This is a genomic window from Streptomyces sp. NPDC039423 (assembly GCF_055598725.1).
This window is the reverse complement of the sequence record NZ_JBVKAH010000011.1, coordinates 79,920-94,593: the sequence shown is the minus strand read 5'-3', so window position 1 is coordinate 94,593 and position 14,674 is coordinate 79,920. Positions and strand designations below refer to the sequence as shown.

General features: G+C 70.4%; 13 protein-coding genes. 8 read left to right on the top strand and 5 right to left on the bottom strand.

The features are described 5' to 3' along the window. Nucleotides 1–155 precede the first annotated feature (155 nt). From ACZ7LK_RS28230 to ACZ7LK_RS28215, 4 genes are read left to right on the top strand one after another with little or no spacing between them, the layout of a single operon-like run. Nucleotides 156–2,702: a DUF4118 domain-containing protein gene (locus ACZ7LK_RS28230; RefSeq protein WP_471144024.1), complete on the top strand. Its 2,547-nt coding sequence runs from the start codon at nt 156–158 to the stop codon at nt 2,700–2,702. Further along, nucleotides 2,699–3,382 (top strand): response regulator, encoded by a 684-nt coding sequence (locus ACZ7LK_RS28225; protein WP_392276908.1) that lies wholly within the window; start codon nt 2,699–2,701, stop codon nt 3,380–3,382. Before ACZ7LK_RS28230 ends, ACZ7LK_RS28225 begins: the two co-directional genes overlap by 4 nt. A 33-nt stretch (nt 3,383–3,415) precedes the next feature. Continuing rightward, nucleotides 3,416–3,814 (top strand): OB-fold nucleic acid binding domain-containing protein, encoded by a 399-nt coding sequence (locus ACZ7LK_RS28220; protein ID WP_392276907.1) that lies wholly within the window; start codon nt 3,416–3,418, stop codon nt 3,812–3,814. 3 nt (nt 3,815–3,817) lie between these two features. Next, nucleotides 3,818–4,609: a DUF3159 domain-containing protein gene (locus ACZ7LK_RS28215; protein ID WP_469463853.1), complete on the top strand. Its 792-nt coding sequence runs from the start codon at nt 3,818–3,820 to the stop codon at nt 4,607–4,609. Between the two features lie 106 nt (nt 4,610–4,715). Here the strand turns inward: ACZ7LK_RS28215 and ACZ7LK_RS28210 are convergent, their stop codons facing one another. Then, the gene (locus tag ACZ7LK_RS28210) at nt 4,716–5,393 is read right to left on the bottom strand and encodes a potassium channel family protein (protein ID WP_392276905.1); all 678 of its coding nucleotides are present in this window, start codon (nt 5,391–5,393) and stop codon (nt 4,716–4,718) included. After that, nucleotides 5,393–6,061 (bottom strand): potassium channel family protein, encoded by a 669-nt coding sequence (locus ACZ7LK_RS28205; protein WP_392276904.1) that lies wholly within the window; start codon nt 6,059–6,061, stop codon nt 5,393–5,395. The genes ACZ7LK_RS28210 and ACZ7LK_RS28205 overlap by 1 nt, the downstream gene beginning before the upstream one ends. 356 nt (nt 6,062–6,417) lie before the next feature. On the opposite strand from ACZ7LK_RS28205, the gene ACZ7LK_RS28200 reads away from it, so the two are divergent. From ACZ7LK_RS28200 to ACZ7LK_RS28185, 4 genes are all read left to right on the top strand, one after another. Then, nucleotides 6,418–8,466 (top strand): APC family permease, encoded by a 2,049-nt coding sequence (locus ACZ7LK_RS28200; protein WP_392276903.1) that lies wholly within the window; start codon nt 6,418–6,420, stop codon nt 8,464–8,466. 71 nt (nt 8,467–8,537) lie between these two features. Next, nucleotides 8,538–9,875 (top strand): class I SAM-dependent RNA methyltransferase, encoded by a 1,338-nt coding sequence (locus ACZ7LK_RS28195; RefSeq protein WP_392276902.1) that lies wholly within the window; start codon nt 8,538–8,540, stop codon nt 9,873–9,875. A gap of 291 nt (nt 9,876–10,166) precedes the next feature. After that, nucleotides 10,167–10,361, top strand: coding sequence for a ribbon-helix-helix protein, CopG family (locus ACZ7LK_RS28190; RefSeq protein ID WP_007445201.1), 195 nt, complete (start codon nt 10,167–10,169; stop codon nt 10,359–10,361). Further along, nucleotides 10,358–10,750 (top strand): type II toxin-antitoxin system death-on-curing family toxin, encoded by a 393-nt coding sequence (locus tag ACZ7LK_RS28185; RefSeq protein ID WP_392276901.1) that lies wholly within the window; start codon nt 10,358–10,360, stop codon nt 10,748–10,750. Before ACZ7LK_RS28190 ends, ACZ7LK_RS28185 begins: the two co-directional genes overlap by 4 nt. Nucleotides 10,751–10,919: 169 nt before the next feature. Here ACZ7LK_RS28185 and ACZ7LK_RS28180 read toward each other — a convergent pair whose 3' ends face one another. From ACZ7LK_RS28180 to ACZ7LK_RS28170, 3 genes are all read right to left on the bottom strand, one after another. Next, nucleotides 10,920–11,117 carry a hypothetical protein gene (locus ACZ7LK_RS28180; protein WP_471144020.1) on the bottom strand — a complete coding sequence of 66 codons (198 nt, stop codon included), beginning with the start codon at nt 11,115–11,117 and terminating at the stop codon, nt 10,920–10,922. Between the two features lie 253 nt (nt 11,118–11,370). Continuing rightward, nucleotides 11,371–13,821 carry an ABC transporter permease gene (locus ACZ7LK_RS28175; protein WP_471144091.1) on the bottom strand — a complete coding sequence of 817 codons (2,451 nt, stop codon included), beginning with the start codon at nt 13,819–13,821 and terminating at the stop codon, nt 11,371–11,373. After that, nucleotides 13,818–14,510 carry an ABC transporter ATP-binding protein gene (locus ACZ7LK_RS28170; RefSeq protein WP_392277749.1) on the bottom strand — a complete coding sequence of 231 codons (693 nt, stop codon included), beginning with the start codon at nt 14,508–14,510 and terminating at the stop codon, nt 13,818–13,820. The genes ACZ7LK_RS28175 and ACZ7LK_RS28170 overlap by 4 nt, the downstream gene beginning before the upstream one ends. Between the last annotated feature and the right edge of the window lie 164 nt (nt 14,511–14,674).

The window sequence follows — 14,674 nt, the reverse complement described above, 5'->3', positions numbered from 1 at the left end:
CTCGCCTGCCGGCGTCGGCCCCCGACCGCACCGCCGGCCGCATCAGAATCCCGTCAAGACGCCCGGGAACCCCCCCTCCGCGTCCGGTTCGCCGCCACCACCGGTCGTAAGGTCTACGCACAAGCAGTCGAACGACAAATGACGACAATGAGGCCATGGGACGCGGCAAGCTACGGATCTACCTGGGTGCGGCACCGGGCGTCGGCAAGACGTACGCGATGCTCTCCGAGGCGCACCGCCGCGTCGAACGCGGCACCGACTGCGCCGTCGCCTTCGCCGAGCACCACGACCGCCCCCGTACGGAGGTGATGCTGCACGGACTGGAACAGATACCCCGCAAGGAGCTCGCCCACGACGGCACCCACCACGCCGAAATGGACGTGGACGCGGTCCTGGCGCGGCGCCCGGCCGTCGCCCTGGTCGACGACCTGGCCCACACCAATCTCCCCGGCTCGCGCAACGCCAAGCGCTGGCAGGACGTCGAGGAACTGCTCGCCGCCGGCATCGACGTCATCTCCACCGTCAACATCCAGCACCTGGAGTCGCTGGGCGACGTCGTGGAGTCCATAACCGGCGTACGGCAACGGGAGACCGTGCCCGACGAGGTCGTCCGGCGCGCCGACCAGATCGAGCTGGTCGACATGTCGCCCCAGGCGCTGCGCCGCCGCATGGCCCACGGCAACATCTACCAGCCCGACAAGGTCGACGCGGCCCTCTCCAACTACTTCCGCCCCGGCAACCTCACCGCCCTGCGCGAGCTGGCCCTGCTGTGGACCGCCGACCGGGTCGACGAGTACCTCCAGCAGTACCGCGGCGAGCACAACATCCGCACCACCTGGCAGGCGCGTGAGCGCATCGTCATCGGCCTCACCGGCGGCCCCGAGGGCCGCACCCTCATCCGCCGCGCGTCCCGGATGGCGGCCAAGGGCTCCGGCAGCGAGATGCTCGCCGTCTACATCGCCCGCAGCGACGGCCTGACCTCCGCCTCGCCCAAGGAGCTGGCCGTCCAGCGCACCCTCGTCGAGGACCTCGGCGGCTCCTTCCACCACGTCATCGGCGACGACGTGCCCTCCGCGCTCCTGGAGTTCGCCCGCGGCGTCAACGCCACCCAGATCGTCCTCGGCTCCAGCCGCCGCAAGACCTGGCAGTACGTGTTCGGCCCCGGCGTCGGCGCCACCGTCGCCCGGGACTCCGGACCCGACCTGGACGTCCACATCGTCACCCACGAGGAGGTCGCCCGGGGCCGCGGCCTGCCCGTCGCCCGCGGTGCCCGCCTCGGCCGCTCCCGCACCATCTGCGGCTGGCTGACCGGCGTCGCCGGCCCCGCGCTGCTGACGCTGCTGCTCACCCACATCGAGGCGGACCTCGGCCTCGCCAACGACATGCTGCTGTTCCTGTCGCTCACCGTGGCCTCCGCGCTGCTCGGCGGCCTGGCCCCGTCCCTGGCCTCGGCGGCCTTCGGCTCCCTGCTGCTCAACTGGTTCTTCGCCCCGCCCCTGTACCGGTTCACCGTCGCCGACCCCCGCAACATGGTCGCCATCGCCGTCTTCTTCGGCGTCGCCGTCTCCGTCGCCTCCGTCGTCGACCTCGCCGCGCGCCGCACCCACCAGGCGGCCCGGCTGCGCGCCGAGTCCGAGGTGCTGTCCTTCCTGGCCGGCAGCGTGCTGCGGGGCGAGACCGCCCTGGACGCCCTGCTGGAGCGGGTCCGCGAGACGTTCTCCATGGAGTCGGTGGCGCTCCTGGAGCGCGAGAGCGACGTCGAACCGTGGACCCGCGCGGGGAGCGTGGGCCGCCGGCCCGTGGCGCGCCCCGAGGACGCCGACGTCGACATGCCCGTCGGCGACCACATGGCCCTGGCCCTGTCGGGCCGCGTCCTGCCCGCCGAGGACCGCCGGGTGCTCGGCGCCTTCGCCGCCCAGGCCGCCGTCGTCCTCGACCGGCAGCGGCTGGTCGGCGAGGCCGAGGAGGCCCGCAAGCTCGCCGAGGGCAACAAGATCCGCACCTCGCTGCTGGCGGCCGTCAGCCATGACCTCCGTACGCCCCTCGCGGGCATCAAGGCCGCCGTGTCCTCGCTGCGGTCCGACGACGTCGAGTGGTCCGAGGAGGACCGCGCCGAGCTCCTCGAAGGCATCGAGGCGGGCGCCGACCGGCTCGACCACCTCGTCGGCAACCTGCTCGACATGTCCCGCCTCCAGACCGGCACCGTCACCCCGCTGATCCGCGCCATCGACCTCGACGAGGTCGTCCCCATGGCGCTCGGCGGCGTGCCCGACGGCAGCGCCGAGCTGGACATCCCCGAGAGCCTCCCGATGGTCGAGGTCGACAAGGGCCTGCTGGAGCGGGCCGTCGCCAACGTCGTCGAGAACGCCGTCAAGTACGGGCTGGGCGCCGCACCGGTGCTGGTGTCGGCCAGCGCCATGGCCGACCGCGTCGAGCTGCGCGTCGTCGACCGTGGCACCGGCGTGCCCGACGAGGCCAAGGACCGCATCTTCGCCCCCTTCCAGCGCTACGGCGACGCACCGCGCGGCGCCGGGGTCGGCCTGGGCCTCGCCGTCGCGCGCGGCTTCGTGGAGGCGATGGGCGGCACCATCACCGCCGAGGACACCCCCGGCGGCGGCCTCACCATGGTCCTCACCCTCAAGGCGGCCGCCCCCGCCGCTGTTCCCCCCGTCCCCCCGCTGGAGAAAGCAGGCCCCTCATGACGCGGGTGCTCGTGGTCGACGACGAGCCGCAGATCGTGCGCGCCCTCGTGATCAACCTGAAGGCACGCAAGTACGAGGTCGACGCGGCACCCGACGGCGCGACGGCGCTCGAACTGGCCGCCGGCCGCCACCCCGACGTGATCATCCTCGACCTCGGCCTGCCCGACATGGACGGCGTCGAGGTGATCAAGGGCCTGCGGGGCTGGACCCGCGTCCCGATCCTGGTGCTCTCCGCCCGCCAGACCTCCGACGAGAAGGTCGAGGCCCTGGACGCCGGCGCCGACGACTACGTCACCAAGCCCTTCGGCATGGACGAGCTGCTGGCCCGGCTGCGCGCCGCCGTGCGGCGGGCCGAACCGGTGGGCGGCGACGACGGCACCGTCGTGGTCGAGACGGCCGGCTTCACGGTGGACCTCGCCGCCAAGAAGGTCCAGCGCGGTGGACGTGACGTACGTCTGACGCCCACCGAATGGCACCTCCTCGAGGTCCTCGTCCGCAACGGCGGCCGGCTCGTCGGCCAGAAGCAACTGCTCCAGGAGGTGTGGGGACCCTCCTACGGCACCGAGACCAACTACCTCCGCGTCTACATGGCCCAGCTCCGCCGCAAGCTGGAGGCCGACCCCTCGCACCCCCGGCACTTCATCACCGAGCCCGGGATGGGGTACAGGTTCGAGCGCTGATCCGCCGCCAATGAGGGCCGGTACGCTTTCTGTATGAGTGCTGCACCGCGAACCGAGAAGCAGACCGGCCGTTTCCGCCGGATGCTCGACCGGCTCTCCAGCTCCCAGGGGGAGCTGGAGTCGGAGGAGCTCCGGGAGGACACGCAGGCTTCGGGGTGCATCCGTATCTCGGACTGCGACGACCGGCAGATCGTCAAGGTGACTGGTACCTTGCGGACGGTCACCCTGCGCCCGCGGGCCGGCGTGCCCGCGCTGGAGGCGGAACTCTTCGACGGCACGGCCCCGCTGGACGTGGTGTGGCTGGGCCGACGGTCCATCGTGGGCATAGAACCGGGCCGTAAGCTCATCGCCTCCGGCCGGATCTCCATGAGCCACGGCCGCAGGGTCCTCTTCAATCCCAAATACGAACTCCGACCGCTGGGACAGGAGTAGCCGGTGACGTCACTCGACAAGCCGACCCCCACCGACCAGGACGCCGACCGGGCCGCCGCGCCGGGCCCCGCCCACGGCGCGCACGACTCCAGGGCCGTGACGGAAGCGGCCCTGTTCGACGCCTTCGGCGGCGTGCGCGGCATGGTGGAGACAGTCCTCCCCGGCCTGCTCTTCGTCACGATCTACACGATCAACAAGGACCTGCACCTGTCGGCCCTCGCGGCGCTGGGCGTGTCCCTGCTGCTGGTCGCGGTCCGCCTGGTCCGCCGCGACACCGTCAAGCACGCCTTCAGCGGTGTCTTCGGCGTCGCCTTCGGCGTGGTCTTCGCGATGATGACCGGCAACGCCAAGGACTTCTACCTGCCGGGGATGCTCTACACGCTGGGCCTGGCGATCGCGTACATCGTCACCACCCTCGCGGGCGTCCCGCTGATCGGCCTGATGCTCGGCCCGGTCTTCAAGGAGAACCTCTCCTGGCGCACCCGCAACCCCGGCCGCAAGAAGGCGTACGCCAAGGCAAGCTGGGCCTGGGGCCTGATCCTGCTCGCCAAGTGCGCGATCCTCTTCCCGCTGTACTGGTGGGCGGACACCACCCAGCTCGGCTGGGTGCTGGTCATCCTGAAGATCCCGCCCTTCCTGCTGGCGGTCTACCTCACCTGGCTGTTCCTGGCGAAGGCGCCGCCGCCGATCGACGTGTTCGCGGAGATGGAGGCGGAGGAGCGCGCCGAGGAGGAGCGCAAGGCCGCCGCGGCGGGCCAGGCGCCCCCGCCCCACCCCCACCACGGCGACGTCTGACACCCGCCGGACGCCACGGCGCGCTGCGCCGGACACACCGGACCGGTGTACGCGGAGGGGCCCTGGACCGTATGTGGTCCAGGGCCCCTCGCCGTACGGCACGGCCTCAGCTCGTGGCGTCCTCGCGGCGCACCGAGAGCAGATCCTCCAACTGTTCCTCGCGGGCCTGGGCCGCGACGAACAGCAGCTCGTCACCCGCCTCCAGGGTCTCCTCCGGGCCCGGCGTCAGCACGCGCGAACCGCGGATGATCGTCACCAGCGAGGTGTCCTGCGGCCAGGCCACGTCGCCCACCGACGTACCGGCCATCGCCGACTCCGGCGGGAGCGTCAGCTCCACGAGGTTCGCGTCGCCGTGGCTGAAGCGCAGCAGCCGGACCAGGTCGCCGACGCTCACCGCCTCCTCCACCAGCGCCGACATCAGGCGCGGCGTGGAGACCGCGACGTCGACGCCCCACGACTCGTTGAACAGCCATTCGTTCTTCGGGTTGTTCACCCGGGCGACCACCCGGGGCACCCCGTACTCGGTCTTCGCGAGCAGCGAGACGACCAGGTTCACCTTGTCGTCACCGGTCGCCGCGATCACGACGTTGCAGCGCTGCAAGGCGGCCTCGTCCAGCGACGTGATCTCGCACGCGTCGGCCAGCAGCCACTCGGCCTGCGGCACCCGCTCCACCGAGATCGCCGTCGGCGCCTTGTCGATGAGGAGCACCTCGTGCCCGTTCTCCAGCAGCTCGCCCGCGATGGAACGGCCCACCGCGCCGGCGCCCGCAATAGCGACCCGCATCAGTGACCGCCCTCCTCAGGACCTTCGGCGAAGGCCGCCTCGACCTTCTCGATCTCGTCCGTACGCATCATCACGTGCACCAGATCGCCCTCCTGGAGCACGGTCTGCGACGTCGGCAGGACCGCCTCGCCCAAGCGGGTGAGGAAGGCCACGCGTACGCCGGTCTCCTCCTGGAGCCGGCTGATCTTGTGGCCGATCCACGACGCGGACGTGTGCACCTCGGCGAGCTGCACACCACCGCTCGGGTCCCGCCACAGCGGTTCGGCACCGGACGGCAGCAGCCGCCGCAGCATCTGGTCGGCGGTCCAGCGCACGGTGGCGACGGTCGGGATGCCCAGGCGCTGGTAGACCTCGGCACGGCGGGGGTCGTAGATACGGGCGGCGACGTTCTCGATGCCGAACATCTCGCGCGCGACCCGCGCCGCGATGATGTTGGAGTTGTCACCGCTGCTCACCGCGGCGAACGCTCCGGCCTCCTCGATCCCCGCCTCACGCAGGGTGTCCTGGTCGAAGCCGACACCGGTGACGCGCCGTCCGCCGAAGCCGGAGCCGAGGCGCCGGAAGGCCGTCGGGTCCTGGTCGACGACGGCGACCGTGTGTCCCTGCTGTTCCAGGGTCTGCGCGAGTGCGGCTCCCACTCGCCCGCAGCCCATGATGACGATGTGCACGTCCGCTTACCCCGCACTCCTGGTCATCTTGCTGACCTGCGAAAACACCCTGCTCACTCTTCTCTCTCAGCCTGCGTGCGGTGTTGCCCGATGACGAGCTTATGCCGCCACCCCTCCGTTGCCCTCATCCGAGGCGGCAGACGCGGCCGCGGCACGTTCCGGCCACGGGCCGCCCGCACACCCCCGGCCCGGCGCCGGCCCTGCGGCCGGTGGCCCCGGTCACGCCCCTCTTCCGGTGCCGCTGAGCGATCACCCGGTACCGTCCCGTGCCGTCCGCGTTAAGGGATCGCAAGTTTCCTCGGCAAGCAGGGGTGGTGGGTGGGCGGGGCTCATTTCGAGCGCTTACGATCCTCTGCGTGTCCAAACTGACCGACGTGCCCAAACGGATCCTGATCGGCCGGGCGCTGCGCAGCGACAGGCTGGGAGAAACCCTTCTCCCCAAACGCATCGCGCTCCCCGTCTTCGCATCCGACCCGCTTTCCTCGGTGGCGTACGCGCCGGGAGAAGTCCTGCTGGTCCTCTCCATCGCGGGTGTGTCGGCGTACCACTTCAGCCCCTGGATCGCGGTCGCCGTCGTGGTCCTGATGTTCACGGTCGTCGCCTCCTACCGGCAGAACGTCCACGCCTACCCCAGCGGCGGCGGCGACTACGAGGTCGCCAACACCAACCTCGGCCCCAAGGCCGGCCTCACCGTCGCCAGCGCGCTCCTCGTCGACTACGTCCTCACGGTCGCCGTCTCCATCTCCTCCGGAGTGGAGAACCTCGGCTCGGCCGTCCCGTTCGTCGTCGAGCACAAGGTGTTCTCGGCCATCGCGATAATCGTCCTCCTCACCCTCATGAACCTCCGGGGCGTGAAGGAGTCGGGCAAGCTCTTCGCCATCCCGACGTACGTCTTCGTCGCCGGCGTCTTCATCATGATCGCGTGGGGCGCCTACAAGGGGCTCGTCCTCGACGACGCCATGAAGGCCCCCACCGCCGACTTCGAGATCCGGCCCGAGCACGAGGGCCTCGCCGGCTTCGCCCTCGTCTTCCTCCTGCTGCGCGCGTTCTCCTCCGGATGTGCCGCGCTCACCGGCGTCGAGGCCATCAGCAACGGCGTACCCGCCTTCCGCAAGCCCAAGAGCAAGAACGCCGCCACCACCCTCGCCCTCATGGGCGGCCTGGCCGTCACCATGTTCTGCGGCATCATCGGCCTGGCCATGGCCACCGACGTGAAGATGGCCGAGCAGCCCGCCCACGACCTGATCCGCGACGGCGTCCCGGTCGGCCCGGATTACGTGCAGAACCCGGTGATCTCCCAGGTCGCGGCCGCCGTCTTCGGCCAGGACACCTTCTTCTTCATCCTGCTCGCCGCGGCCACCGCGCTCGTCCTGTTCCTCGCCGCCAACACCGCGTACAACGGCTTCCCGCTCCTCGGCTCGATCCTCGCCCAGGACCGGTACCTGCCGCGCCAGCTCCACACCCGTGGCGACCGGCTCGCCTTCTCCAACGGCATCGTGCTCCTCGCGGGCGCGGCCATCCTGCTGGTGTGGCTGTACGGGGCGGACTCCACGCGGCTGATCCAGCTCTACATCGTCGGCGTCTTCGTCTCCTTCACCCTCAGCCAGACCGGCATGGTCCGGCACTGGAACCGCCACCTGCGCACCGAGCGCGACCAGGCCGCCCGCCGCCGCATGATCCGCTCCCGGGCGATCAACACCTTCGGCGCGTTCTTCACCGGCCTGGTCCTCGTCGTCGTCCTGGCGACCAAGTTCACCCACGGCGCCTGGGTCGCCCTGCTCGGCATGGTCATCTTCTACGGGACGATGACCGCGATCCGTAAGCACTACGACCGCGTCGCCGACGAGATCTCCGCACCGGACGAGCCCAGCGACGACACCGTCCGCCCCTCCCGCGTCCACTCCATCGTCCTGGTCTCCAAGGTCCACCGCCCCACGCTGCGGGCGGTCGCGTACGCCCGGCTGATGCGCTCCGACAAGCTGGAGGCGCTCAGCATCAACGTGGACCCGGCCGAGACCAAGGCGCTCAAGGAGGAGTGGGAGCGGCGCGGCATCAACGTACCGCTGAAGATCCTCGACTCCCCGTACCGCGAGATCACCCGCCCCGTGATCGAGTACGTCAAGAGCATCCGGCGCGAGAGCCCCCGCGACGCGGTGAGCGTGATCATCCCGGAGTACGTGGTCGGCCACTGGTACGAGCACCTGCTGCACAACCAGAGCGCGCTGCGCCTGAAGGGGCGGCTGCTGTTCACCCCGGGCGTGATGGTCACCTCCGTCCCGTACCAGCTCCAGTCCTCCGAGGTCGCGAAGAAGCGGGCGAAGAAGCGCCAGGAGTGGAACGCGCCCGGTTCGGTGCGCCGCGGCCCGGCGGTGGAGCGCCCCAAGGAGCCGACGGGGAAGAGCTGACCCGGGAGGCACGTAGACTGGAGGGCTGCCGCCGCCTGGCAGCCCCCCTCAGCCCTTGGAGTCACCCCCTCATGCAGAACGCACCCGAGTCCTCGTCGTCCTCGTCCCTGGTCGGGGACGAGTACGAGGTCGAGGTCGGCCCCGTCGCGCATGGCGGCCACTGCATCGCCCGAACCGACGAGGGCCGCGTGCTCTTCGTCCGGCACGCGCTGCCCGGCGAGCGGGTCGTCGTCCGCGTCACGGAGGGTGCCGAGGACTCCCGGTTCCTGCGCGCCGACGCGGTCCGCGTCCTCACCGCTTCCAAGGACCGGGTCGAGGCGCCGTGCCCGTACGCCGGGCCCGGCAAGTGCGGCGGCTGCGACTGGCAACACGCCAAGCCCGGCGCGCAGCGCCGCCTGAAGGGCGAGGTCGTCGCCGAGCAGCTTAAGCGGCTGGCCGGCCTGACGCCCGAGGAGGCCGGCTGGGACGGCACTGTCATGCCCGCCGAGGGCGACAAGGTCCCGGCGGGCGAGGTCCCTGCCTGGCGCACCCGCGTCCAGTACGCGATCGACGCCGACGGGCACGCGGGCCTGCGCAAGCACCGCTCGCACGAGGTCCAGCCCATCGACCGCTGCCTGATCGCGGCGCCGGGCGTCGGCGAACTGGGCATCGAGCGGCGTGACTGGTCCGGCATGGAGTCCGTGGACGCCATCGCCGCGACCGGTTCCCAGGACCGCCAGGTCGTCCTGACCCCCCGCCCGGGCGCCCGCCTCCCGCTGGTGGAGCTCGACAAGCCGGTCTCGGTCCTGCGGGTCGCCGAGGACGGCGGCGTCCACCGGGTCCACGGCCGCCCGTTCGTGCGCGAGCGCGCCGACGACCGCACGTACCGCGTCGGCAACGGCGGCTTCTGGCAGGTCCACCCCCAGGCGGCCGACACCCTGGTGCGCGCCGTCATGCAGGGCCTGCTGCCCCGCAAGGGCGACACGGCCCTGGACCTCTACTGCGGCGCCGGCCTCTTCGCGGGCGCCCTGGCCGACCGGGTGGGCGACAAGGGCGCCGTCCTCGGCATCGAGTCGGGCAAGCGCGCGGTGGAGGACGCCCGCCACAACCTCCAGCACTTCGAGCGCGTCCGCATCGAGCAGGGCAAGGTCGAGCAGGCCCTCCCGCGCACGGGCATCACCGAGGTCGACCTCATCGTCCTGGACCCGCCCCGCGCGGGCGCCGGCAAGCAGACCGTCAAGCACCTGGCGGGCCTTGGTGCGCGGAGGATCGCCTACGTCGCCTGCGACCCGGCCGCCCTCGCCCGGGACATCGCCTACTTCGCGGAAACGGGCTACCGGGTGCGCACGCTGCGGGCGTTCGACCTGTTCCCGATGACGCATCACGTGGAGTGCGTGGCGATTCTTGAGCCTGCCGTAAAGGGCTCCTGACCTGCGGTTTTGTTGTTCGGGCGGGTTACTCGACCCGTTTCCCTCCGTGCAGCGGTTCGAGCGGGCGGATCGATCTTTGAGAGCTCTCTGACCTGCGGATTCGTGAGTGATGCGCTTGCCACGGCGACGCCTCAAGTGGCTCTTGCGGGATTCTTGACGCTCGGATGACGCTCGAAATGGAAGTCTTCGGGCCTCCGCGGTTGCGATGCGCACGGCCGTCTGGTTCCACGCTCCGCGGAGCCGAGTGCGGCCCGACCGCGCCACTTGATACCGGCCTGGTATCATCTCTGTATGGCGATGACACTTCGACTCCCCGACGACCTTGACGCGAAGCTCACCGAGCGGGCTCGTCGGGAGGGCCGCAGCAAGCAGGAACTTGCCATTGAGGCCATCCGTGACGCCCAGGACCGGGCCGAGCTGAAGGTCGATGACGTCCTGGCCGAGCTCATGGACAGCGATGCGGAGATCCTGGACTACCTGAAGTGACCGACGTGCGCTACATCCAGCTCGACGAAATCCTGGCCATCGCCCGTACGGTCAACGGTACGGAGCACAGCGTGCGTGACATGGGCCTTCTGGTGTCGGCGATCGAGCGACCCCGGACGAACGTGTTCGGAGCCGAGCTGTATCCCACGTTGCACGAGAAGGCTGCGGCGCTGCTGCACTCTGTCGCCCGCAACCATGCGCTGATCGACGGCAACAAGCGCACCGCCTGGCTCGCCATGCGTGTCTTCCTGCGGTTCAACGGCGTCAGCGCGAGTACCGTCCCGCCGCCCGTCTCTGTGGCCGGCCCGTTCGTCGAGGAAGTCGCGCAGGACAACGTCGATGTACCGGCGATCGCCAAGCGCCTCGCGACCTGGTTCCCCGTTTCCTGACGTTCGACGAGGCAAGGGCGCCTCATGTGGAGTGCGTGGCGATTCTGGAGCTTACTGCAAAGGGGATCTGACCTGCGGTTTTCGTGGGCTGCTCGGGCGTAGCCGGGCGGGCTCGACACCTGCGGTTCCAATCCCGGACGGGAAGGTGGGCGAGTGTTGCCACCGGTATTCACAGGGTCCGCGCAAGGCGCAGGGAGCGCCACAGGGTGAGCTGAGCGGGGGCGGTGACGATGACGACCGCGCGGGTGACCCCTGGAGTGGCGGGCAGCAGCGTCTCGGCCAGGTCAACGGCTTCGCGGCAGGTCTCGGGCCGGACCGGCTCCCGGTAGTTGACGAAGTCGCGGCTGGCTGCACTGGCAAGGGTCATGAATTCCCCAGCAATGACCGACCAGGACGTGGCCCTTGGGCGTGACGCCCGTTTGACGCTCCGTGCGCGCGAAGGGCCCTTCGGCGGAGCAGGAAACGGCTCCTGACCTGGTGTTATGCGAGATCCATCCTGCCGGGACATCTTTCCGATGACGCACCACGTGGAGTGCGTGGCGATCCTGGAGCCGGTTAAGTAAGGGCTCTGACCTGACGGTTTTGCCGGGCTGCTCAGGCGCGTCCGGGTGCGCGGTTGCTTACTCGGTGCGCAGCGCCGTGGCCGTACGCGCCCTGGCGGCCCAGCCGGCCGGGATCAGTGCGCCCAGCATCGCGATCACGACTCCGCCGAGCCCCAGCAGGAGTAGCTGAACAGGCTCGTACACATCGAGGACCGGCGACGGCAGGCTGGTGCCTACGGCATGCCCCATCACCGGCATGACGACGTGGTGCAGCGCGTACCCCGCCGGCACGCCGAGCAGCCCGCCGATCACGCCGATCAAGGCCACCGAGGCGAGCACGAGGCTCAGGGTCTGCCGCGGTGACATGCCGATCGCCTTGCAGACGCCCAGGTCGTGGATGCGTTCCCGGGTGTCCAGGACCACGGAGTTGAGTACGCCGAGACCGGCCACGGTGATCAGCATGAGGGTGAGCAGCACCGCCATCGCGGCCATGATGAGGATGACGCCGTCCTGCCCCGACTCGGAGCCGGTCGTGGCGTCGCCTCCCAGCGGCTGCACGACCGCGGCGACCTTGCGGGCGTAGTCGTCGGCGGAGACGCCGGACTTCGTTTCGACGAGGAAGGTGCTGGGCTCGGCCGACTCGAAGTCGGCCATGTCCGCGTGGATCTCCAGCCGGCTGCCCGACGTGTCGAAGGACTCGCCCACGATCCGCAGGTTCGCGGTGTCCTTCTCGTAGGTCACCCGCACCATGTCACCGATCTTGGTGCTTGTCCTTTCCAGGAAGCGCGAGGGCACCACGACCTGTCCCTTACCAGTGAGCCAGTGCCCGGAAATCATCTCGTAGCTGCCAGAGCGCGAATCGCCCTCGTAGAGGCTGGCCTGGATCGATCCTGAGATCCCGGCCACGGCGACCTCGGTCCGGGCCTTGCCGTAGTACGACTCCGTACCCGGCTGCGACGTGACGGCGGCCCGAACCTTCGCCGGATCGGCGGCCTTGGGCTTCTTGGACGTCCCCGCCGCGCTGTTCTCCACGGGAGGCGGGCCTGCATCGCTGCCGCCGGGGGGAGGCGGATCTCCCGCGTCGCCCCCCACAGGAGGCGGCGGAGGGGGAGCGACTTCGATCGCCTTGGTCGTCGTGACCGTGACCGCCGCACGGTTCTCCGGGTCCTGCGAGGTGCCGATCGCGTTCAGGGACGAGGTCAGCCCCACAGCGAACGTCGCCGCGACCGTACCGAACGCCACCGCGAGCAGCATCGCGAGAGTACGTACCGGATGCGTGAAGGGGGTCGCGAGACCGTAGGTCACCGGCCGCGGCAGCGGCAGCAGCCCCGTCGCCCGATGCGCCCACTGGCCGCGCCCGGTGCGCGGTGACCGGCCGACCGCGATGGCCTCGATCGTACGCAGCCTTCCGGCCCGCAGCGCGGGAATCAGCGCCGCGAGCCCCACGACGACCAAGGTGGCGGCCGGTACGGCGACGTCCACCCACCAGGCCACCGAGAGCGAGACGCCGCCGTACACCGACTCGGTGTCGGACAGCAGGGGCACGGCAAGGAGGTTGCCCAGGACGACACCCAGGGCGATGCCGACGACGGTCGGGATCAGCGCCTGGGCCACGTAGGCGCGTACGACCTCGCGTGGGGTGAAGCCGATGGCCTTGAGAATGCCGATTCTGCGCAGGCTGGTGCCGACCGCACCACTGATCACACTGCTGACGATGATCACCGACATCACGATGCCGAGCACGCCGAAAGCCATCACGAACGGGACGGTCGCCGCCGCACCCTGATCAGCGGCGCGTTTGGTGTCCAGCCAGGACTGGGTACCCAGCAGCGCCCCGGACCGCACGGAGGCGGCGAGCTTCTTTTGGTCGGCGATGATCTGCTGCTTCGTGCTCGCGGAGTCGAAGCGGTAGAGCATCTGACTCGTGACCGGGCTGCCCTCCGAGGCCAGCGCGTCGACCTGCGCGGGAGTCGCCCAGGAGTCGGCCGTCCTGCCGGCCGACACAGCGAAGCCGACGATCGAAAGGGCCGGGGCGCCCTCGGCGTCCGAAGCCTTCAGGGCGGCGCCGATCCCGACGCCGGGCCCCTCGAACGACGCGGCGAGCACGATCTCGCCCCGCTTCTGCGCCCACCGGCCGGACTTCAGATCCACCCGGTCCATGTCGCCGTCCGGACCCGACCGCCCGACCAGGGTCAGCATCGGCAATCGGAAGCCCGCCCGGTCGACCGGGCGGAACGCCGTGGACGGGTAGGGCCCCGCGCTCGCGGCGACGCCGGGCAACTTCCTGGTCCTTGCCAACTGCGCCGCACTCGCCTTGGCCGGATCGAACTGGGCGGTGATGTGCGCACCCTGCTGCTTCCCGAAGGCGTGGTCGAAGGGCGCGGCCGCGGCGACCATCAGCGACCCGGCGACCACCGCCGACGCCACGGCCATCATCGTGGCCACGGCGATCACCACTGTCTGCACCCGCCGTCGGCCGACGCCGGAGCGCACGACCCGGCCCATCGCGCCGGTGCCGAACAGGCTCATCGGACGGCCCGCGCGTACGTGTCGAGGGCGACGTGACCGTCGACCAGGTGAATAGTGCGGCTCGCGCACGCCTCCGCCAGCGTCAGGTCATGTGTCACCAGCACGATGGTCTGTCCGGCGCGGTGCAGATCCATCAGCAGATTGCGGACGTCGTGGCCCGAGGCGGTGTCGAGCGCACCGGTGGGCTCGTCGGCGAGCAGCAGCGCGGGCCGGTTGACCAAGGCCCGGGCGACCGCGACCCGTTGGCGCTCGCCTCCGGACAGTCGGCCCGGGTAGGCGCGGGCATGCTTCTGGATGCCCAGCATCTCCATGAGCTCACCCGCGCGGGCCGCGGCCTTGCGCCGACCGGTCCCGGTCAGCTGGGCCGGGAGCTGAATGTTGTCGGTGACGGTGAGGTCGTCGAGAAGATTGAAGAACTGGAAGGCCATGCCGATGTGCTCGCGACGGAACGTTGCGAGGGCGTGCTCGCTCAACTGGTCGATCCGTCGCCCGGCCACGATCACAGTGCCATCGGTCGGCTTGTCCAGGCCTGCGACGAGGTTCAGCAGCGTGGACTTGCCGCTGCCTGAAGGGCCCGTCACGGCAAGGGCCTCACCCTTGGCGACGCTGAGCGTGAGCGGTCCGAGCGCCGGCGCGCCGGCGCTGTCGTAGCGCTTCGCCACACCCTCCAGTTCGATCACTTGATGCATATGAGTTGTCCGTCCTTGCGGTCGCGAGAGGCACATGCCGTTGCCGGTCCTGCGAACCTAGAGGTGCCGTGTGTGGGGCGCGTCGGCCGCGGAACCAACATCAGGCCCTTCCTGCGGAGGATTCGGCCGCGGAGTCATCCCTGAGAAGTAGGCCTCTGGGGCAA

Bases quoted from the DNA above. Each gene is read 5' to 3' on its own strand.
- ACZ7LK_RS28230 (WP_471144024.1), top strand. From the start codon at position 156: ATGGGACGCGGCAAGCTACGGATCTACCTGGGTGCGGCACCGGGCGTC.
- ACZ7LK_RS28225 (WP_392276908.1), top strand. From the start codon at position 2,699: ATGACGCGGGTGCTCGTGGTCGACGACGAGCCGCAGATCGTGCGCGCC.
- ACZ7LK_RS28220 (WP_392276907.1), top strand. From the start codon at position 3,416: ATGAGTGCTGCACCGCGAACCGAGAAGCAGACCGGCCGTTTCCGCCGG.
- ACZ7LK_RS28210 (WP_392276905.1), bottom strand. From the start codon at position 5,393: ATGCGGGTCGCTATTGCGGGCGCCGGCGCGGTGGGCCGTTCCATCGCG.
- ACZ7LK_RS28195 (WP_392276902.1), top strand. From the start codon at position 8,538: ATGCAGAACGCACCCGAGTCCTCGTCGTCCTCGTCCCTGGTCGGGGAC.
- ACZ7LK_RS28190 (WP_007445201.1), top strand. From the start codon at position 10,167: ATGGCGATGACACTTCGACTCCCCGACGACCTTGACGCGAAGCTCACC.
- ACZ7LK_RS28180 (WP_471144020.1), bottom strand. From the start codon at position 11,117: ATGACCCTTGCCAGTGCAGCCAGCCGCGACTTCGTCAACTACCGGGAG.
- ACZ7LK_RS28175 (WP_471144091.1), bottom strand. From the start codon at position 13,821: ATGAGCCTGTTCGGCACCGGCGCGATGGGCCGGGTCGTGCGCTCCGGC.
- ACZ7LK_RS28170 (WP_392277749.1), bottom strand. From the start codon at position 14,510: ATGCATCAAGTGATCGAACTGGAGGGTGTGGCGAAGCGCTACGACAGC.